This window comes from Intrasporangium calvum (assembly GCF_028446585.1).
GTDB lineage: Bacteria > Actinomycetota > Actinomycetes > Actinomycetales > Dermatophilaceae > Intrasporangium > Intrasporangium calvum_A.
On record NZ_JAPFQL010000064.1, the window covers coordinates 1 to 21043 of the forward strand.

The 21043-nt window shown below is 71.2% G+C and carries 15 protein-coding genes; 11 read left to right on the top strand and 4 right to left on the bottom strand.

Annotation, left to right across the window (positions count from 1 at the left end; all coding sequences use genetic code 11):
- Positions 1 to 91: 91 nt before the first annotated feature.
- The 7 genes from OO014_RS13975 to OO014_RS14005 all read left to right on the top strand — a co-directional run bounded on the left by OO014_RS13975 (position 92) and on the right by OO014_RS14005 (position 9428).
- Positions 92 to 997 carry an FAD binding domain-containing protein gene (locus tag OO014_RS13975; protein ID WP_272462936.1) on the top strand — a complete coding sequence of 302 codons (906 nt, stop codon included), beginning with the start codon at positions 92 to 94 and terminating at the stop codon, positions 995 to 997.
- The gene (locus tag OO014_RS13980; protein WP_272462937.1) at positions 990 to 1568 is read left to right on the top strand and encodes a (2Fe-2S)-binding protein; all 579 of its coding nucleotides are present in this window, start codon (positions 990 to 992) and stop codon (positions 1566 to 1568) included. Before OO014_RS13975 ends, OO014_RS13980 begins: the two co-directional genes overlap by 8 nt.
- The gene (gene cutA, locus OO014_RS13985; RefSeq protein ID WP_272462938.1) at positions 1565 to 3997 is read left to right on the top strand and encodes an aerobic carbon-monoxide dehydrogenase large subunit; all 2433 of its coding nucleotides are present in this window, start codon (positions 1565 to 1567) and stop codon (positions 3995 to 3997) included. The genes OO014_RS13980 and cutA overlap by 4 nt, the downstream gene beginning before the upstream one ends.
- The gene (locus tag OO014_RS13990) at positions 3994 to 4689 is read left to right on the top strand and encodes an SRPBCC family protein (RefSeq protein WP_272462939.1); all 696 of its coding nucleotides are present in this window, start codon (positions 3994 to 3996) and stop codon (positions 4687 to 4689) included. Before cutA ends, OO014_RS13990 begins: the two co-directional genes overlap by 4 nt.
- Before the next feature lies 1 nt (position 4690).
- Positions 4691 to 5614 (top strand): carbon-nitrogen hydrolase family protein, encoded by a 924-nt coding sequence (locus OO014_RS13995; RefSeq protein WP_272462940.1) that lies wholly within the window; start codon positions 4691 to 4693, stop codon positions 5612 to 5614.
- 226 nt (positions 5615 to 5840) lie between these two features.
- On the top strand, positions 5841 to 8978 hold the full coding sequence (locus OO014_RS14000; RefSeq protein ID WP_272462941.1) for a M36 family metallopeptidase: 3138 nt from the start codon (positions 5841 to 5843) through the stop codon (positions 8976 to 8978).
- Positions 8979 to 8984: 6 nt separating this feature from the next.
- Positions 8985 to 9428, top strand: coding sequence for a hypothetical protein (locus OO014_RS14005; protein WP_272462942.1), 444 nt, complete (start codon positions 8985 to 8987; stop codon positions 9426 to 9428).
- Between the two features lie 215 nt (positions 9429 to 9643).
- Here OO014_RS14005 and OO014_RS14010 read toward each other — a convergent pair whose 3' ends face one another.
- On the bottom strand, positions 9644 to 11023 hold the full coding sequence (locus OO014_RS14010; protein WP_272462943.1) for an MBL fold metallo-hydrolase: 1380 nt from the start codon (positions 11021 to 11023) through the stop codon (positions 9644 to 9646).
- A gap of 205 nt (positions 11024 to 11228) precedes the next feature.
- On the opposite strand from OO014_RS14010, the gene OO014_RS14015 reads away from it, so the two are divergent.
- Entirely contained in the window at positions 11229 to 12020 is a 792-nt protein-coding gene (locus OO014_RS14015) for a ferritin-like domain-containing protein (RefSeq protein WP_272462944.1), read from the top strand.
- Between the two features lie 67 nt (positions 12021 to 12087).
- Here OO014_RS14015 and OO014_RS14020 read toward each other — a convergent pair whose 3' ends face one another.
- Together OO014_RS14020 and OO014_RS14025 are read right to left on the bottom strand one after the other, a co-directional pair.
- A complete protein-coding gene (locus OO014_RS14020) occupies positions 12088 to 13182 on the bottom strand; it encodes a sensor histidine kinase (RefSeq protein ID WP_272462945.1) in 1095 nt (364 codons plus the stop codon).
- Complete coding sequence (locus OO014_RS14025) at positions 13179 to 13910, bottom strand: winged helix-turn-helix domain-containing protein (RefSeq protein ID WP_272462946.1); 732 nt, start codon at positions 13908 to 13910, stop codon at positions 13179 to 13181. Before OO014_RS14025 ends, OO014_RS14020 begins: the two co-directional genes overlap by 4 nt.
- A gap of 172 nt (positions 13911 to 14082) precedes the next feature.
- Here OO014_RS14025 and OO014_RS14030 point away from each other — a divergent pair, with 172 nt between their 5' ends.
- Both OO014_RS14030 and OO014_RS14035 read left to right on the top strand, forming a co-directional pair.
- Complete coding sequence (locus OO014_RS14030; protein WP_272462947.1) at positions 14083 to 16236, top strand: hydantoinase/oxoprolinase family protein; 2154 nt, start codon at positions 14083 to 14085, stop codon at positions 16234 to 16236.
- A gap of 1 nt (position 16237) precedes the next feature.
- Positions 16238 to 18247, top strand: a complete 2010-nt coding sequence (locus OO014_RS14035; protein ID WP_272462948.1) for a hydantoinase B/oxoprolinase family protein — start codon at positions 16238 to 16240, stop codon at positions 18245 to 18247.
- 199 nt (positions 18248 to 18446) lie between these two features.
- On the opposite strand, the gene OO014_RS14040 is transcribed toward OO014_RS14035, so the two are convergent.
- The gene (locus tag OO014_RS14040) at positions 18447 to 18932 is read right to left on the bottom strand and encodes a MarR family winged helix-turn-helix transcriptional regulator (RefSeq protein WP_272462949.1); all 486 of its coding nucleotides are present in this window, start codon (positions 18930 to 18932) and stop codon (positions 18447 to 18449) included.
- A gap of 47 nt (positions 18933 to 18979) precedes the next feature.
- Between OO014_RS14040 and OO014_RS14045 the strand changes: the two genes are divergently transcribed.
- On the top strand, positions 18980 to 21034 hold the full coding sequence (locus OO014_RS14045) for an MMPL family transporter (protein WP_272462950.1): 2055 nt from the start codon (positions 18980 to 18982) through the stop codon (positions 21032 to 21034).
- Positions 21035 to 21043: the final 9 nt, after the last annotated feature.

The following is a 21043-nucleotide window of genomic DNA, read 5'->3' on the forward strand; positions in this document are numbered from 1 at the left end:
CGTTTCGCTGGCAAGTTGTGCCAAACCCCCACGAGCAGCGACGCACAGAAACCTCTAGTGCCACACAGGTCCGGAAGGCAGGATCAGTTCGGTGAAGCCCGCCCCGTTCGTGCACCACGCACCGCGCTCCGTCGACGAGGCCGTCGCGCTCCTCGGCGAGGTCGGTCACGACGGGAAGATCCTCGCGGGGGGCCAGAGCCTCATCCCCATCCTCAACATGCGTCTCGCTTCACCGGGCCACCTCGTCGACATCAACCGCATCGACGGCCTGTCCGAGATCACCGTCCACGGCGGCTGGGTGCGGGTCGGGGCGCTGGTCCGCCACCGCACGCTGGAGCGGTCCGAGGCCGCCCAGGACGCCCAGCCGGTCCTGCGCCAGGCCCTGCTCAACGTCGCCCACCCGGCGATCCGCAACCGCGGCACCACGGTTGGCTCCATCGCACACGCTGACGCGGCCGGCGAGATGCCCGCCATCCTCGCGCTCACCGACGGTGTCGTCGAGACGGTCGGCCAGCACGGCCCCCGCGAGGTCGCATGGCAGGAGTTCTTCCGTGGCGCGCTCGAGACCGCCTGCGAGCCGGACGAGCTCGTCGTGGCGGCCCGGTTCGGCTGCTTCGTCGAGGGCACCGGCACGGCCTTCCTCGAGTCCGCCCGGCGGTCGGGCGACTACGCGCTCGCGGGCGTCGGCGTCGCGGTGACCGTCACCGACGGCACCGTGTCGGGGGCGCGCGCCTCCTTCGTCTCGGTGACCGACGTCCCCTCCGTGCTCGACCTGGCGCCCGTCCTCACCGGCGTCGAGCCCGACTCCGGCGCCTGGCCCGGCGCGCTCGACGACGCCGCCGAGGCGGTCCGAGCCCACGTCGACCCGGAGTCCGACATCCACGCCAGCTCCGACTACCGGCGGATGCTCGTGGGCGAGCTGACCAAGCGGGCGCTCGTCGCAGCCGCCCACCAGACGCAACCAGCGGACGCGACGCGGGAGGAAGCCGATGCCTGACCCGACCGAGCAGGGCACGTCCGAGGACCTCCACGAGGTGACGGTCGTCGTCAACGGTGTGGCACGCACCGCCACCGTCCCCGCCCGCCGGCTGCTCTCCGACTTCCTGCGCCACGACCTGCGCCTGACCGGCACGCACGTCGGCTGCGAGCACGGGGTCTGCGGTGCCTGCACGGTCCTCGTCGACGGCGAGCCGGCGCGCTCGTGCCTGATGTTCGCCGTCACCGCGCAAGGGCACGCCATCACGACCGTCGAGGGCCTCGGCACGGAGGAGTCGATGAGCGCGGTCCAACAGGCCTTCACCGAGTGCCACGGCCTCCAGTGCGGCTTCTGCACACCCGGCTTCCTCACGACCGTCACGGCCTTCCTCGACGAGAACCCCTCCCCCACCCCCGACGAGGCCCGCGACGCCGTCTTCGGCAACCTCTGCCGCTGCACCGGCTACCAGAACATCGTCAAGAGCGTCCTCCGCGCCGCTGAGCTGCGGGAGGAGCAGCAGGTGCCGTATGCCGCTGAGCCGGCTCAGCGGCATACGGCCAGTTCTGTTGTGGCTGAGGGGGGCTCGGCGTGACGACGCAGATGTTCGGAGCCCCTGTCAAGCGTCGGGAGGACCCACGGCTCGTCACGGGTCACGGGCGCTACCTCGACGACCTCGGCCACGACGCGCTCGAGGCGGCGTTCCTGCGCAGCCCGCACGCGCACGCGCGGATCGTCGACATCGACGTCGCCGACGCGATCGACGTCGAGGGGGTCGCCGGCATCTACCTGCACGAGGACCTCACGGGCGCGATGGCCGAGCCGCTCCCGCTGCTGATCCCGCACCCGACGCTCACCCACGGCCGGACCACCCACGCCCTCGCCAAGGACGAGGTCAACCACGTCGGCGAGGCCATCGTCATGGTCGTCGCCACGAACCGCTACGTCGCCGAGGACGCGTGCCAGCGGATCCGCGTCACCTACGAGCACCTGCCGGTGGTCGTCGGGATCGAGGCCGCCCGCGACGGTGAGCACCTCGTCCACGAGGACGTCCCCGGCAACGTCGCCGCACACATGACGCAGCAGGTGGGTGACGTCGACGCCGCGCTCTCGTCCGCGCCGCACACGCTCACCCTCGATCTCGACATCGAGCGGAGCGCCTCGATGCCCATGGAGGGCAAGGGCGTCTATGCACGGTGGGACGACGAGCGCGGTGAGCTGCGGATGTACTCCTCGACGCAGACCTCGACCGGCGTGCGCGCCGCCGTGGCAGCGCGGCTCGGGCTGCCCCTCGCGAAGGTCGAGTGCATCGCGCCCGACGTCGGCGGCGGCTTCGGGGTCAAGATCATGCACCCCTGGCCCGAGGAGGTCCTCGTCGCCTGGGCGGCCCGCCTGCTCGGCCAGCCGGTCAAGTGGACCGAGGACCGGCGCGAGCACTTCGTGTCGTCGGCGCACGAGCGGGGCCAGCTCCAGCAGGTCACCGTCGGGTTCGACGACGACGGGCGGCTCCTCGGGCTCGACGTCAGGCTCTGGCACGACAACGGCGCCTACACGCCCTACGGGATCATCGTCCCGATCATCACCTCGACCCAGCTGCTCGGGCCCTACAAACCGGGCGCCTACCGGGTCGAGTTCTGGTCGCTCTACACCAACACGGTGATCGTCACGCCCTACCGCGGGGCCGGGCGGCCGCAGGGCGTCTTCGCGATGGAGCGCGCCATGGACGCGATCGCCGACCGGCTCGGGCTGGACCGCGCCGAGGTGCGGGCGCGCAACTTCATCCTCCCCGAGGAGATGCCCTACGACCACGGCCTGCTCTTCCAGGACGGCCGGCCGCTCAAGTACGACTCCGGCGACTTCCCCGCCAGCCTCGACAAGCTGAAGAAGCTCGTCGGCTGGGACGACTTCGCCGCCTATCGCGCGGCCGCAGAGGCCGAGGGCCGCACGGTCGGGCTCGGCATCGGCTGCTACGTCGAGGGCACCGGCGTCGGGCCCTACGAAGGCGGGCACATCCAGGTCGAGACGTCCGGGCGGGTCAACGTGTCGACCGGCCTGACGTCCCAGGGGCAGGGCCACGAGACCGTCTTCGCGCAGATCGTCGCGCAGGAGCTCGGGGTGCGCCTCGAGGACGTCCACGTGACGACGGGCGACACCCGCCGGATGCCCTATGCGGTCGGGACGTTCGCGTCCCGTGCGGCCGTCATGTCCGGCAACGCCATCGCGCTCGCCGCCCGCAACGTCCGCGCCAAGGCCCTGCGGATCGCCGCCGACGCCCTCGAGGTGGCCGTCGACGACCTGGAGATCGCCGACGGCACGATCTCGGTCAAGGGAGCACCCGGCACCGCGATGTCGCTCGGGACGGTCTCCGTCCTGTCCAACCCGCTCCGCTACGCCTTCGACGAGGCGGCCAAGGCGGCAACGCAGTTCGCCGGGACGTTCGACCCCGACAAGCCGCCCGTCGCCGACGACGAGGAGCCCGGGCTCGAGGGCAAGGACTTCTACTCGCCGACGCAGGCGACCTTCGCCAACGGCATGCACGCCGCGATCGTCGAGACCGACCCGGTGACGGCCGAGATCCGGATCCTGCGCTACTGCGTCGTCCACGACTGCGGCCCGATGATCAACCCGATGATCGTCGAGGGGCAGGTCCACGGCGGCGTCGCGCAGGGTGTCGGCGGCGCGCTCTACGAGCGGATGGACTACGACTCGTCGGGGCAGCTGCTCAACGCGTCGTTCATGGACTTCCTCATGCCGTATGCCTCCGAGGTCCCGCACGTCGAGACCGACCACCTCGAGACCCCCTCGCCGCTGAACCCCTTGGGGATCAAGGGCGCCGGGGAGGCCGGGTGCATCCCGGTGTCCGCCGTCATCGCGTCCGCGATCGAGGACGCCGAGGGCTTCCCGATCAGCCGGATGCCGATCTCCCCCAACGACCTCTGGGAGCTGCGCCGCCGGCACCGGGCAGGCGAGCTGCCCTCGCTCAACCGCTCGACCCATCCAGCGCATGAGGAGCCGACCCCATGAAGATCTCCGGCACCGCCGCCCTCGCCGCCGACCCGCTGCGGGTCTGGGACGCGATCCACGACCCCGCGGTCCTCGCCCGCGCCCTGCCCGGCTGCCAGCGCCTCGTCGAGGTCGCCCCGAACCACTATGCGATGACGGTGACCGCCGGCGTCGCCGCGGTCAAGGGCAGCTACGACGGCGAGGTGCAGCTGCTCAACCCGCAGCACCCCGAGTCGTTCACCATGAAGGCCTCCGGTGCGGGCGCGCCCGGCACCGTCGCCGCCGACGTCGACGTCCGAGTCGCCCCGAGCGACGACGGCGGCACCCTGATCACCTACGACGCCGACGCGACCGTCGGCGGGCCGATCGGCGGCGTCGGGCAGCGCATGCTCTCCGGCGTCACGAAGAAGATGGCCGGCCAGTTCTTCGCCGCCCTCGACGCCGAGATCGCCGGGGTCCCACCCGAGCTGCGCGCCCACTTCCCCACCCCCGCCGCGCTGGGAGGGGGCGCGGTGGAGCCCGCCGCGACGGGAGCCACGGCTCCGAGCGGGGGCGAGCCCAGCGGCATACGACCGGCTGGTGCGGTCTACGCGGGCAAGGCCGCGGCGACCGAGGAGTCCACGCGCATCAGGGACTTCGCCATGGGCACGTTCGCCGGCGCGGGCATCGCCTTCCTCGGCGTCATCATCGGCTGGCTCATCGGGAGGGGCTGACATGCGCGCGTTCACCGCGGCGGCGGTGCAGGTGGCACCGGTGGCCGGCCCGCTGACCCGCGAGTCGATCCGGGCCAACCTCGCCCGGTGCGTCGACCTCACCCGGCGCTGCGTCGACGCGACCGGTGCCGAGCTCGTCGTGCTGCCCGAGTCGGCGACGACCGGCTTCACGCCCGGCTGCTCGAAGGAGGAGCTCTGGGACCTCGTCACCGAGCTGCCCGGAGCGCTGATCGAGCCGATCCAGGAGGCGGCCCGGGAGACCGGTGCGCACGTGGTGGTCGGGACCTACGAGCGGGGCGCGGAGCGCGGCGTCGTCCACAACTCCTCGGTGCTCATCGACCCCGCCGGGGAGCTGCTCGGCGTCTATCGCAAGACCCACCCGTTCTGCACCGAGGCCGTCGACGGGGGCGGCTGGGTGACGCCCGGATCGTCGGTGACGGTGTGCGACACCGATCTCGGGAAGATCGGGATGATCATCTGCTTCGACGGCGACTACCCCGAGCTCTCCCGGATCCAGGCCGTGCAGGGCGCCGAGGTCATCTGCCGGCCGTCCGCGCTGCTGCGCTCCGCCGACATCTGGGACCTCACCTCGCGCGCCCGCGCCTACGACAACCACGTCTACGTCATCGGCGCCAACGCCACCGGCATCGACCCGGCCGGCGTCATCTACTTCGGCAACTCGCACATCGTCACGCCGATCGGGCACGTCGTCGCCCGCGCCGCCAGCCACGAGAGCTGGATCTCCGCGCGGCTCGACCCCGCCGAGGCGCTCGCGTCCCTGACGCCCGGGTCGAGCATCGGGCAGGGGTTCGACCACCTGCGCGACCGCAACCTCGACCTGATCCGGGGGCACCGGGACGAGCTCGAGCGTCCGGCGGCCAGCTCGTTCTGGCACGACCCGGCGCGGCGGGGCACCGACGGCTGAGGGCCGGAGCGGCGGGGCACCGACGGCTGTGGGCCGGCGCGGCGCCACACCACCCGGGCGCACTCTGCCGTTTCCCTGACAACGAACGCCCGCCGGAGGATCGTGGTGTGCGCCAACTCGGCCGGCGTCGACGGCGTCGACGCCAACGTCCTGCGTACAAGTGGAGACCATCGTGCGGATTCGTCGCTCTGTATCCGTTGTTCTCGGGGGAACCCTGTTCCTCACCATGTCGACCCCGGTCGTCATGGCCGCCAGCCAGCCAGCCGCGGGATCCCGGGGGGAGGCAGCGGCTCCCGCGGCGGCCGCTGATCCCGGCGACCTCGCCCTGGCCTACGCCCGGGCCCACGCCAAGGAGCTCGGGGTCAGCCCCGGCCGGGCCAGGACTCTCTATGTCTCCGCGGAGCTCAAGCTCACCACGGGCGCGACGGCCGTCCACCTCGGGCAGCGTGTCGACGGTCTGCGCGTGCGCGATGCCAACCTCGCTGTGCTCGTCGCGACCGACGGCACGGTCGTGTCCGCTGACGGACGGCTCGTGCCAGGGGCAGCCGGTGGCGCGAGCGCCACGGCTGGCCTCACGGCACGCCAAGCCCTCGACAAGGCGGCCGCCCGACAGGGCGCCACGGCCAAGCGTGCCCTCAAGGAAGCCGACGTGCGCGACGCCGGCAAACGCGAGTTCCCCAACGTCTACGGACAGGGCAACGCTGCAACCCGGCCCGTCACCGCGGAGCTCATCTGGTTCCCGGCTGACGAGCGTGGACGCCTGCGGCTCGCCTGGCTGACCGACATCGAGTCGTCCGGGCACGAGTGGTGGGAGACCGTGGTCGACGCCCAGACCGGAGCGATCCTCGACCGCACGAGCCGCTACGCGCACGCCGGACCGGAGGGCACGGTCTGGACCGGCCAGCACCCCGAGGCAGCAGGCGCCACGACGCGGGTCGTCGTCCCCTTCACCGGCCTCGACGGCTCGTGGGTCACGGGCACGGCGCTGAGCGGCAACAACGTCAACGCCTACCAGGACCGCAACGACGACGACCTCAACAACGAGTACCAGCCGAACTCACCGGCGGCCGGCGACGCGAACTACCAGCACTTCAACTACACCTTCACCGACGCCTGGCGCACCACGGCCGACGTCGGCTCGGCAGCCGCCCTCGACGCCGACCGCGACGCGGCCATCACGGCGATGTTCTACTACACCAACGTCATGCACGACTGGCTCTACGGCCACGGCTTCAACGAGAAGAACCGCAACTTCCAGGTCAACAACTTCGAGCGCGGAGGCTTGGCCAACGACCCGGTGCTGGCCGAGGCCCAGGACGGCTGGGACTTCGGCTGCATCAACGACATGGGCACCCCCAACCCCGGTGACGACGTTGCCGTACGGTGCCTCAACAATGCCAACTTCGGCACGCCCGATGACGGCTCGAGCCCCCGGATGCAGATGTACATGTGGACCGGGCCGTTCCGCGACGGCAACATCGACGGTGACGTCATCGCCCACGAGTACGGCCACGGCGTCTCGGGCCGGCTCGTCGGCGGCGGCAACCTCGGCTACAACGGTGGCGACCAGCGCGGTGCCCTCGGCGAGGGCTGGAGCGACGTCATCTCCTACCTCAAGTGGGGCGATGCCGTCGTCGGCGAGTACGTCACCGGCGATGCCACGACCGGGATCCGGTCGGTGGCCTACGACAACTCGACCCGGACGTTCCAGTCGTACAACACAATGTCCAAGAGCGGCCACAGCAACGGCGAGATCTGGGCCTCGGCGCTCTACGACATCCGGGCGCAGATTCCGGGTGGTGTCGAGGCGATGGCCGACCTCGTCCTCGACGGGATGATGTCCACGCCGGCCAACCCGGACTTCATCCAGGCCCGTGACGCCCTCATCAGCGCCGACGGCGGCGCCAACCGGTGCCTGATCTGGTCGGCCTTCGCCGGTCGCGGTCTCGGCACCGCCTCGACAGGTGACCTCGACACCGTCCCGACCGCCAGCGACGCCGTGCCGGCCGAGTGCCTGCCGACCGCCGACGCCGGCGGCCCCTACGTGACCGACGAGGGCACCGACAAGCAGCTCAACGGCGCCGGCTCCACGTCCGGCACCGACGGGTCGGCCGGGGCCATCACGACGTACGCGTGGGACCTCGACAACGACGGCCAGTACGACGACGCCACCGGTGCGACGCCGACCTTCACGACCGTCGGCCAGGACGCCGTCTTCACGATCGGGCTGAAGATCACGGACGAGTTCGGACACACGTCGACCGACACGTCGACCGTGACCGTCACCAACGTGGCGCCGACCGTCGTGGTCGACGCGATCACCCCGATCGACGAGGGCGGCACGGTCACCGTGACCGGCACCGTCACGGACCCCGGGTGGCTCGACCCGCTCACCGCCACGATCACCTTCGGTGACGGTGCAGCCCCGGTCGCGCTCTCCGGCACACTCGAGAACGTCCAGCCGGACGCGACGCTGACCTTCTCCGTCGACCACCAGTACGGCGACGACGGCGCGTTCACCGTCGAGGTGTGCGCCGACGACGACGACACCACGGGCTGCGGCAGCACCACGGCCAACGTCGCCAACGTCGACCCGACGGCCGTCATCGACACGACCGCGGAGCAGGTCTACGACGGCGTCTCGGCCTTCATCCTCGAGGCAGGCGAGGACCTCACCGTCCCCGTCAGCTCGGAGGACCCGGGCAGCGACGACCTGACGTTCGAGTGGGCCTGGGGCGGCGGGGCGACCGACACCCAGACCTCACTGGTCAACGATCCCGCGGCGGACCCGCTCAAGAGCCCGAGCGTGCAGCCCCGTGACGTGGACCTCAGCGCCACGCACGCCTACACCGACGCGTGCGCCTACACGCTCACGACGACGGTGACCGATGACGACGGCGGGTCGGCCAACGACACGGCCGTGGTCCTCATCACCGGCAACGCCGACGTGTCGAAGGGCCACGGCTGGTGGCTCAACCAGTTCCGCACCAAGGCGCCGAACGACTTCACCACGGCCCAGCTGGAGTGCTACCTCGACATCGTGGCGGCCCTCAGCCTGGTCTTCGACGAGGACACGGACGTGTCGACCCGGGCCAAGGCGACGAAGGTGCTCAACGCCCCGTCGAAGGCACCCGAGTGGGTGATCTTCGACCAGATGGCGCTCGGTGCCTGGCTCAACTTCGCCAACGGCTCGGTCAAGCTCGACACCGCGGTGGACACCGACGGCGACGGGATCACCGACAGCACGTTCGGTGCCGCCATGCTGACGGCGGAGACGGTCCGGATGAACACGGCATCGACGTCGGCCCAGATCAAGGCACAGAAGACCATCGTCGAGCGGATCGCGCTCCAGAGCGCGCCCTGATCGACCGTGGCCCTGAGGCGGCTCCCCGTCCTCGTGCTCACCGGCCTGCTGGCCGGGTGCGCGGGCGGGGAGCCGCCCCCCGCCGCGCCCGGCGCAACGCCGAGCCCCACCGTCATCGCCAGCCAGTCCAGACCGACCACCGGGATCCCGATGACCACACCGGACGCCTCACCTCCGCCTCCGTCGACGGCTCGACCCGTCCCTCGCCGGATCAGCCCGGAGGACGACGGCGCGGCCTTCACCATGACCGTGGGCCAGACGACGACGCTGCAGGTGCCGCTGCCGGGTCGCGGCGACCCGGTGGTGACCGGCACGTCCGTGCTCGTCATCGCCGTCGTCAACGTGGCGCCGGGCGCCGCGAGCGAGTGGGAGGTCCGGGCCGTCGAGCCGGGCACCAGCGTCGTGCGCGGCACCAACCCGGACTTCACCATCACCTTCGTCGTCCGCTGACCTCGGCGCCGCACGACCGTTCCTCACCGCCCCCTCCGGAGCGTCGTGGCCCCGCCCCACTCCGGGCACCCGCCACGTCCCACGCGACCGACGGTCGTCCCGCGCTGGGAGCAAGCCATGCCGTATGCCGCTGAGCTCGCCGGGTGCCCCCGCGACGCGGGAGGGGCCCCGACCGAGCGGTCGGGGCCCCCTTGCGTGGCGGTGCCTGGCGTGGCTCAGGAGGCCAGCGCGTGCGTCAGCGCCCAGGCGTTGTAGCCCCCGACGACGTCGGAGACGTCCGTGAAGCCCTTGGCGCGCAGCAGGCTCGCGCCGACGTTGCTCCGCCAGCCGCCCGCGCAGTAGAGGACGACGGGACGCTGCGGGTCGAGCTCGTCCATCCGGCCCGGCAGCTCGGCCAGCGGCAGGTGGACGGCGCCGGGGATCGTGCCGCCGGCGAGCTCACCGATGTTGCGGATGTCGAGGAGCTGGACCTGCTCGCTCTCGCAGATCTCCTCGACCTGCGAGACGGTGAGCCGGCTCGAGCGCTCGACGCGGTCCTCGCGGGCCAGCAGGTAGCTCTCCGGGTCGGCGACGTGGCCGAGGACGTGGTCGAAGCCGATCCGGTGGAAGCGCACCGCCGTCTCCTGGGCCTCCTCGTCGGAGGCGAGGATGACGAACTGCTGGGTCGGGTCGAGCACGGTGCCCACGGTCTCCGCGAGGCGGCCGTCGGTTGGGATGCTGATCGAGCCCTTGAGGTGCCCGGCGGCGAACTCCTGCTGGTCGCGGGCGTCCACGAGGATCGCACCGGCGGCGAGCGCCTCGTCGACCTGGTCGTCGGTCAGCGGCGGGATCGTCGCGTCGGTGTCGCGGACCGAGCGCTCGGCCTTGTTGAGCGTCGCGTTGTAGACGAAGTAGGCGGGGGCCGCGGACTGGCCCTCAGTGACGACGTCGAGGAAGGCCTCCTCGCTCATCGGCTGGCAGGCGTAGTTGAACTTGCGCTGCTCGCCGATCGTCGACTGCTTCTCCGTGGAGAGGTTCTTGCCGCAGGCCGAGCCGGCGCCGTGGGCCGGGAAGACGCGGACCTCGTCGGGCAGGCCCATCAGCTTGTGCTGGACCGAGTCGTAGAGCATCCGGCCGAGCTCCTCGGCGGTGACACCCACCGAGGCGAGCAGGTCGGGGCGGCCGACGTCGCCGATGAAGAGGGCGTCGCCGGTGAGGACGCCGTAGGCGACCTCGTCGTCGGCGTGCTCGTAGACGAGGACGCTGATCGACTCGGGCGTGTGGCCCGGGGTGGTCATGATCTCGAGGGTGACGTCGCCGAGGCTGATGCGCTCACCGTCGTGCAGGGATCGGACCGCGAACTCGGGCTGGGCTGCAGCGCCGTAGCCGATCCAGGCGCCGGTCTCGCGGGCCAGCTCGAGGTGGCCGGAGAGGAAGTCGGCGTGGAAGTGGGTGTTGATGATCCCGACGATGGTCAGGCCGTGCTCACGGGCGTCCGCGAGATACTCGGCGACGTCGCGGCGCGGGTCGACGATGACGGCCTGGCCGGTCGTGTCATCGGCGACGAGGTAGGACGCCTGGGAGAGGCAGTCGAGGTAGTACTGCGTGAAACGCATTGCATGTGCTCCTTGGCTGGGCGGTTGCCTGTTCACTGATCCTAACCCATACCCCCAGGGGTATATTTCCCAGCCTGCCCGGAGCGGTGGTTCCTCGCTTCACGAAGGCTTCACATTGGCGCCCGTCGACGCTTCACGCGTCGGCCGTTGACTTCAGTGGAAGCCCCGGAAGGGGGCTCCGCAGCACGATTCAAGGAGGGACACCATGTTGAGGACATGGAAGACGAGGGCTGTGGCGGCAGCGGGTGCGGTCCTCGTGACGGCCACCGGGGCCCAAGGTATCGCCCAGGCGGTCTCGGGCCCAGCTGACGTGGTCACACCGGCGGCCGCGACGGCCACGAGCGTCGACTCCACCCTGGCGAAGAACCTGCAGTTCACCCGGGAGGAGGAGCGAATGGCTCGCGACCTCTACGCCGCGCTCGCGGCGAAGTACGACGACGCGATGCCGTTCAGCCGCATCACCCGAAGCGAGCAGCGCCACTTCGACGCCGTGGGGTCCCTGCTGACCCGCTACGGCGTCAGCGACGTCTCGGCAGGGAAGGCGGCCGGCACCTACGCCTACCCCGAGCTCCAGCAGCTCTACGACGACTGGCTCGCCCAGGGCAGCAAGTCGCTGGAGGCGGCCCATGACGTCGGCGTCGCCCTCGAGAAGCGCGACATCGCCGACCTCAAGGCCCTCGAGGCCACGACCACGGACGAAGCGGCAAAGACGCTGTTCCGGAACCTGCGGGAGGGCTCCGAGCAGCACCTCGCAGCGTTCGAGGGATGGGCGACCGGTGAGGTCCGCGGCAACGGCACGGGGAACGGACCCGGCAAGAGTCCCGGGAACGGACCCGGCAATGGCCCAGGCAATGGGACCAGCAACGGCCCCGGCAATGGGACCGGCAATGGGACCGGCAATGGGACCGGCGACGGAGCCGGCCGCATGGGCCCGGGCGGGGGCATGGGCCCCGGCGACGGTTCGGGCGACTGCCCGTTCGTCGACGACGACGCCTGACGAGCTGCCTGACCGGCCGGTCCCACGGACCGGCCGGTCAGCGCTGCCGGCGGATCGGTTGCCGACCTCAGGCCAGCGGGATCCGGGCGGTGAAGGTCGCACCCCGACCACGGCCGGGTGAGCGCCCCGTCAGATCGCCACCATGCTCACGCATGATGCCGCGTGCGATGGTCAGGCCGATCCCGGAGCCGGTCTCGTGCTTGGCCACCCGCCGGCCCGGAACGCGATAGAACCGCTCGAAGACGTGCGCCAGCTCGGTCGGCTCGAGGCCCTCCCCGGAGTCAGCCACCTCGACCACCGCGAACCTCCCCTCGCGACGGCAGGCCACCCGGACCTCCCCGCCGCGATCGGTGGCCCGGATCGCGTTGCCGAGCAGGTTGGTCACGACCTGGGCCAACCGGTCCGCGTCGGCCACCACGTCCATCGGGCCCGCTTCGGTCTCGAGCAGCAGGCGCAGGCCGGCATCCTCGGCCTGCGGCCGCAGCCGGTCTGCCGCCGCCTTGACGAGGGAGCCGAGCTCCACCCGACCGAGAACGAGCTCGAGTCGCCCCTCCTCCGCCCGGGAGAGCGTGGACAGGTCCTCGGACAGCCGCCGCAGTCGGCGCACCTCCTCGCTGACCCGACCCAGCTGCTCCGTCGACGCCGGCAGGACCCCGTCGATCATCGCCTCGACAAAGCCGTCGATGACCGTCAGGGGGGTGCGCATCTCGTGCCCGACCTCACCGAGGAGCCGGACCCGTCGCGTCTCGGCGTCGGCCAGGCCGCGACCCAGGGTGTTGACGTCCTCGGCGAGCTCGGCCAGCTCGGTCTCCTGGGGCTTCGGGACGGGCACGTCATAGCGGCCCCGCGCCATCGCCCGCGTGGCCACGCGGACCATCCCGAGTGGCCGGACCAGGCGATAGCTCGCGGCGATGCCGACGACGGCAGCCACGCCGGCTCCGGCAAGTGCCCCCACGACGAGGGCCTGGTTCACCGCACTGGCGAACTCCTCCCGGAGCGTGGCGCTGCCCTGCCCCGGCCCGCCCGCGCCCAGACCTGCCCTGCGCATTCCCTCGTCGAAGAGGGACGGCGCAAGCTGACGGACGACAAGAAAGGTGGCGATGGCGCCGAGCACCGCGACGAGCACGTGCGAGAGCACGAGTCGGACGCTCAGGCGCTTCATGCCGGCCTCCCGTCAGGCTCGGGGAGGAACTTGTAGCCGACCCCGCGGACGGTTCCGATGAGTCGCGGCGCGGCCGCGTCGTCCCCCAGGGCCCTGCGCATGCTGCGGATGTGCACGTCGACCACTCTCTCGTCGCCGTAGAAGTCGTAGCCCCACACCTCCTCGAGCAGCTGGGCCCTCGAGAAGACGCGGCCCGGCGCCTTCGCCAGAGCGACGAGCAGGTCGAACTCCAGCGTCGAAAGGCTCACTGGCTCGCTCCCCGCCAAGACCTCGCGGCGGTCCGCATCGATGACCAGACCCTCGAAGCGCAGGACGTTGTCGACCCTGCCAGGGCCGGCGACCCCTGCGGCATCGACCTCGGCGCGTCGCAGGACCGCCTTGGTCCGGGCGACGACCTCTCGGGGGCTGAACGGCTTGGTGATGTAGTCGTCGGCGCCGATCCCCAGCCCGACCAGCTTGTCGACCTCCTCGGATCGGGCCGTCACCAGGATGACGAACACGTCGGACTGAGCGCGCACCCTGCGCAGCACCTCCAGGCCGTCGAGGTCCGGGAGCCCGACGTCGAGCAGGACGAGGTCAGGCGGCTCGCCATGGGTGGTGGTGATCTGCCGCATCGCCTCCACCCCGCCGCCGGCCTCGGAGACGGCGAACCCATCCGCCTCCAGGTACGCGCGAAGCACAGTGCGAATCTGCTCCTCGTCGTCGACGACGAGCACGTGACGAGCCACGGGTCCTCCTTGGTCCGACTGAGCCCAGCCTAGGAGCCAGGAGGCACTCCCTTGCCGACCTTCAGGTGTGCCGGGCCGCACACCCGGGCTTTCGATAGTTGACGTGGACTGCGCCTGCCGTTGGCAGGTTGTGCCAACGCATGCCTCCCGCCCGCTGGGTTGAATCCTTCCCATGACTTCGCGACGGATCAGGATCGGCATCGACACCGGGGGCACGTTCACCGACGTCGTCGCGCTCGACGAGGACACGGGCGAGCTCGTCACGACGAAGACGCCGTCGACGCCCAGCAACCCGGCCGACGGCTTCATCACCGGGCTGCGCAAGGTCCTCGACGTCATGGGTGCCTCCGGCGAGGACGTCACCTCCGTCTCCCACGGCACCACCGTCGCCACGAACAAGCTGCTCGAGGGCAAGGTCGAGCGGCTCGGCTTCATCACCACGGAGGGCTACGAGTTCATCCTCGAGATCGCCCGGCAGGCGGTCCCCGACGGCTACGGCAACTCGTACTTCTGGGTCAAACCCCCTCGAATCGTCCCGGCTGACCATGTCCGGACCGTCGGCGGCCGCCTCGACTTCGAGGGCAACGAGATCCGGCCGTTCGACGAGGCTAGCGCCGTAGCCGCCGCGCGGTGGTTCCGCGAGCGGGGCATCACGACGATCGGCGTCTGCCTGCTGCACTCCTACGCCGACGACAGCCACGAGCTGGCGCTGCGCGAGATCCTCCGTCGCGAGCACCCGGACGCCGTCGTCTCGATCAGCTCGGAGGTCCTGCGCGAGTACCGCGAGTACGAGCGCTCGATGACGACGCTCGTCGACGCCGCGGTCAAGCCCAACGTCTCGCGCTACGTCGCCAACATCCACGCCCGTCTGGACGAGTTCCTGAGTCAGCCACGCGGGTCTTCCGGGGGGAGCACGGGGGGCGAAGCCCCCCGTGGGCTTCCGTTCTACGTCATGAAGAGCAACGGCGGGGTGCTCTCTGCCGACGAGGTCGTGCACCAGCCGATCACGACGGTCCTGTCCGGCCCGGCCGCGGGAGCCCTCGGAGCGGGCCTCATCGCACGGAAAGCCGGCTTTCCCAAGGTGCTCACCTGCGACGGCGGAGGCACCTCGACCGACGTCAGCGTCGTCCTCGACGGCGAGCCGACCCTGACCACCGAGGGCACGGTCGGGGCCTACCCGAGCAAGATCCCGATGATCGACGTCGTCACGGTCGGCGCGGGCGGCGGCTCGATCGCGTGGATCTCGCCGGAGGGCACGCTCAAGGTCGGCCCCCAGTCCGCGGGCGCCGACCCAGGCCCGCTCTGCTACGCCAAGGGCGGCACGGAGCCGACGATCACCGACGCTCACGTCGTCCTCGGCCGGATCCCGCCGCACCTGCTCGGCGGCGAGATCCCCCTCGACGTCGACGCGGCCCGCGCGGGCATCTCGGCCCTCGCCGAACGGCTCGGTCTCGACTTCGACCGCTGCGCCACGGGCATCCTCGAGATCTCCGCCTGGAACCAGGCCAACGCCCTCCGCCAGGTCAGTGTCAAGCGCGGCCTCGACGTCCGCGACTTCATGCTGACGACGTTCGGCGGATCGGGCTCGCTCCTCGCGTGCCGGCTCGTCGACATCCTCGGGCTCGCCGGCGTCGTCGTCCCGCAGAACCCCGGCAACGTGTCCGCTTTCGGCCTGCTCACCGTCGACGTCAAGAACGACTACGTCCAGACCGCGGTCGCCCGCCACGCGAACCTCGACCACGCGGCCATCCAGAAGACGTTCGACGAGCTGACCGACCGCGCCGCGAAGGCCCTTGACGCCGAGGGCTTCCCGCGCGACACGCATCGTCATGCGCGGACGGTCGACCTGCGCTACTTCGGCCAGGCCTACGAGGTCCGCGTCCCTGCCCCCGAGGGCACCATCGACGAGTCGTATGCCGCTGACGTTGCCTCTCGCTTCCACGCTGCGCACCGCGCGACGTACGGCTACGACTTCCGCGACGACCCGACCCAGCAGGTCGAGTGGGTCAACCTGCGGGTCACCGGAATCGGACCGATCACCCGTCCGGAGCTGCGTCCCCTCGCCGGCGCGGGCGGCGAGCCGCCGCTCCATGACCGGGCGCTGAAGAGCCGCCGTCCCGTCTGCTTCGACACCGCTGAGGGCTACGTCGACACGGGGGTGTGGTGGCGACCCGACCTGCGGTCCGGCGACGAGATCGCCGGCCCGGCCATCATCGAGGAGTTCGGCTCGACCGTCCCGGTGCACCCCGGCTTCTCCGTCCGGGTCGACGCGCTCGGCAATCTCGTCATCACGAGGTCCGCCACCGCAATCACGAAGGAGGCCTGACATGTGCCTGTCCTGCCAGACCGCCATGACGAAGCTCGCCCCGCAGGATGGGGCCGCTTCGAGCGGGAGCGAGCCCAGCGGCATACGGCATGAGGCGGTGAACCCAGCCGGGCTCCCCACGTCGTACGAGCACGGCAACCGGCTCACCCCCGAGGGCACGTCCGTCGACCCGATCCTCGTCGAGATCGTCGAGGGCACCCTGGCGAGCGTCGAGATGGAGGTCGAGACGGCGATCTCGCGCACGTCGCGCTCCCCCATGATCCGCGACGCCCACGACTTCCGCGCCGGGATCCACGACCGCCAGCTGCGCAAGCTGACCGGCCGCTCCTACTCGGCGCTCGTGCACCCCATCGTCCGCGACTTCCCGCTGGAGGAGATGCGCGAGGGGGACGTCTTCTTCCACAACGACGTCTACGAGTCCGAGGGCGGCATCGGCCACCTGCCCGACCTCTGCGTCACGGTGCCGGTCTTCTCCGGCAGCGAGGTCGTCGCGTTCGTCCAGGCGTTCGGGCACCACGACGACATCGGTGGAGCCGTGCCCGGATCGATGCCGAGCAACGCGCGCAGTGTCTTCGAGGAGGGCCTCTCCGTCCCGCCGATCCGCCTGTGGGACGCGGGAGTTCCCAACAAGGCCGCTCTGCGGATCATGACCCGCAACTCGCGGATGCCCGACTCGCTCGCCGCCGACCTCGACGCCGAGTGCTCCGCCTGCCTCATGGGGGCCCGGCGGCTGGCCGAGCTCTTCGAGCGCTACGGCCGCGACACGGTCGAGGCCGCGTTCGACGCGATCCTCGACAAGACGACCGAGACCTACCGCCGCGAGATCCTCTCGAAGATCCCCGACGGCACCTACGTCTGGGAGGACTACGCCGAGCACGACGGCGTCGACGAGCCGATGCTGCACACCCAGCGGATCACGCTGACCAAGACCTCGGACGATGGCGGACGCATCATCATCGACTTCACCGGGACCAGCCCCCAGGCGAAGGGCCCGATCAACCACTGCGGCGACTACGTCGGCGGCAACTTCCTCAAGAAGTGGCTCGCGCCCATCCTGCGCAACCTCGCCGACACCCCCGAGCGGATGGCCGAGCTCGACGTCAACGAGGGCATCGTGCCGCTCATCGAGATGAGGTTCCCGCCGAAGGGGACGCTCCTCACGCCGATCTACCCGGCGCCGACGAACGCCCGGACGTTCGTGATCCTGCGCCTCCTCGGGGTGCTCGCGGGGGTGGTCGCCAAGGCGGTCGACGGCAAGATGCCGGCCGACCAGGAGACGATCCGCTACACCGGCGTCTACGGCAAGGACCGTGACGGCAACGACTACCTGATGCGCGAGGTCCTCGGCGGCGGGTCCGGTGGGCGCTACTACGCCGACGGCGAGGACACGATCCACGTCGTCCCCGACTCGCGCAACCTGCCGACGGAGTTCACCGAGAGCCGCTTCCCGTTCATCGTCGAACGGCTCGGGCTCGCAGTCGACTCCGGCGGTGCAGGGCGGTATCGCGGCGGGCTCGGCTACGAGAAGCACATCCGGATGCTGCGCGACGCGAGCTTCATGTCCATCGCGGACCGGTCGATCCTCGCCTGCTGGGGCGTCAAGGGCGGTCGCGCCGGGCGGCCGTTCGAGGTGACCGTCGACGTGGGCGGTCCGAGCGAGCGCATCGTCGACGCGCTGGCCAACGACGAGCCGGTGCTCGCCGGACAGGTGATCCGGATCCGCACGACCGGTGGCGGGGGCTGGGGCGACCCGCTCGAGCGGCCCTATGCCGAGGTCGAGCGCGACCTGCGCTGGGGGAAGGTGTCCTTCGAAGGGGCGCGGGCCGACTACGGCGTCGTGGCGGCCGGGACTCGGGACGAGCCGGTGGTCGACGAGGCGGCGTCGGACGCGCTGCGGGAGTCGTTGCGGGCCGCACGGGAGGCGTCGCCGCAGCCGTTCTTCGACCGTGGGCCGGGCTACGCACGGTTGGCTCCGGGCGGCGCGGCTGCAGCCGAGGTCGACTGGGTCTGACGCCCCCCTTCACCTCGAGTGGCCCGGGTCTCCACAGGGGGCCTGGGGACACCGGGGCCACTCGAGTCCCCCCGCATCTCGAGTGGCCCGGGTATGCACAGGGGGCCTGGGGACCCCGGGGCCACTCGAGTCCCCCCGTATCTCGAGTGGCCCGGGTATGCACAAGGGGCCTGGGGACCCCGGGGCCACTCGAGTGGGCTCAGCCGCGGAGCAGGGTGCGCATCGCCTCGACTGCACCGGTGAGGTAGCGCTCGACGACCGCACGCTCGTCGGGCGTGAGGGACCCCTCGAGCTCGGCGAGGGACTGGAACATGGGGCGCAGCCAGCCGATCACCTCGGCGCGACCCGAGTCAGTGACGACGACGACGGTCCGCCGGCCGTCGTCCGGGTGCGGGCGTCGCTCGGCATGCCCGTGTGCGACGAGCCGGTCGACGACCCCGGACGACGCGGCCGAGGTGATTCGAAGTCGGCGGGCCAGCTCGACCGGGCCAAGCGCCTCGGCCGACAGGTGCCTCAGGGCGTGCAGCTCCGTCGTCGACATCCCGGCGCGCCTGGCCACCACCTCGGGCAGCGCCTCACCCACGTCGAGCAGCTCCTGCAGCGCTTCGAGGCTGCGGCTGGGCCGCCACCGGGGGACCGCCGTCTGGAGCGCCTCGGAGGGCTGAGTGGAAATTTCGCTAACCAACTTAGTAAGATCCTTACAGACTTTGCCTCATCGTATCGGAGATCACCGTGTCACGACTGGCTGAACGCCTCACCGCCCGATGGTGGGCCGGCCTCATCGCCACCCTCGCCCTGATCGCCTCCGCCGCCGTCATCGGAATGGTCGGTGACGCCGACCGCACCGCCCAGGTGACGGACACGCTCGCCGTGGGCGCGGACAGTACCAAGGCTGCGGAACTGCGCGAGCGCCTCCCCCAGTCCAACGACACCACGGCAGTCGTGCTGTTCAGCCGGGACGGCGCACCGCTCACCGATGAGGACCGCGCCGCCATCCAGCAACGCGCCGCGAGCCTGCCCGGAGCGACGGGGATGCCCGCGGCTCCCAGCGAGGACGGTACGGCCGCCCTGGTGGTGGTGCCCGTGTCGGCCGGCAACGCCCCGGCGGCGGCCAAGGTGGTCGGCGAGATCCGCACCGCCGCCAAGGCGGACCTTCCCGCCGGGCTGAGCGCCACGGTGACCGGCCCCGCAGCGATCGAGGCTGACCTCTCTGCGGTCTTCGAGGGCGCCAACCTCCGACTGCTCATCACCACGGCCTCGATCGTCGCCATCCTCCTCGTGGTCACCTACCGCAGTCCCATCCTCTGGCTCATTCCGCTCACCGTGATCGGCATCGCGGACCGGTTCGCCACGGTGGCCGCGACCCACACCCTGGAGCTCTTCGGGGTTGCTTGGGACGAGTCGACCGTCGGCATCCTCTCCGTGCTCGTCTTCGGAGCCGGGACCGACTACGCCCTGCTGCTGATTTCCCGCTATCGCGACGAGCTGCGGCGCTTCGCCGACCGGCGGCACGCCATGGCCGTCGCCGTGGCCCGCACCGCCGAGGCCGTCGTGAGCAGCGCGTCGACCGTCGTCCTCGGCGTGCTGACCCTCGTCCTGTCGGCCTTCCCGTCGACCCGCGGACTCGGCGTGTCCTCCGCTGTCGGCATCGTCGTCGCGGCCCTCTTCGCCCTGATCGTCCTGCCCGCGTCCCTGGTCGTCTTCGGCCGCTGGGTCTTCTGGCCGAAGATCCCGCACGAGGGCGAGCCGGCCCTGGCGGACCGCCGCTCCGTGTGGCGCCGGATCGGCGATGTCGTCGCCGCCCGGCCCAGGACCGTCGTGGCCGTGAGCGCAGCCGGCCTGTTCGCCATGTCGCTCGGGGTGCTCGGCATCAACACGGGCCTGTCGGTCTCTGACCAGTTCCTCGAGAAGCCCGAGGCCATCACGGCCTCCGAGCGGCTCGCCCAGTCGTTCCCGGCCAGCGCCGCCGACCCGGCCACCGTCCTGACGACCGGTGATGGCCAGGCCGTGCTCGCCGCCGTCAAGGGAGCCGACGGGGTCGCCTCCGCGCAGATCAGCGCCCAGGGCAACGGCGTCACGCAGATCAACGCGGTCCTCACCGGCGCCCCCTCCACGGACGAGGCCCGTCAAGGCGTCGGGAGCCTGCGCGCCGCCGTGGCCGACCTGCCCGGCACCCACGTGGGGGGAACCGAGGCCGTCGCCCTGGACACCTCAGCGGAGGCCACGGACGACCGGGGACTGATCTTCCCGCTCATCCTCCTGCTCGTGCTCGTCGTCCTCATGCTGCTGCTGCGATCCGTCGTCGCCCCGATCATCCTCGTCGCCACGGTCGTCGCCACGTTCGTCGCCAGCCTCGGTCTGTCGTGGGTCCTCTTCACCCAGGTCTTCGGCTTCGAGCGGCTCGACGACACGGCACCGCTCTTCGCGTTCGTGTTCCTCGTGGCCCTCGGTGTCGACTACAACATCTTCCTGGTCAGTCGCGCGAAGGAGGAGGCCCGCGTGCACGGCACCCGTCAAGGGATGCTCCGCGGCCTCGCCGCCACGGGTGGTGTCATCACCAGCGCCGGCATCCTCCTCGCCGCCGTCTTCGCCGTGCTCGGCGTCCTACCCCTCGTCGTGCTCGCCCAGGTCGGCGTCATCATCTGCGTGGGCGTCCTGCTCGACACGCTGGTCGTGCGAACGCTCGTCGTGCCCGCGATCGCGCTGATCCTCGGCGACCGCTTCTGGTGGCCGCGACGGGTCTCCTCGGTCGACGAGGCGCGCGAGAGGACCGCGCAGCTCGTCTAGCGACGTGGG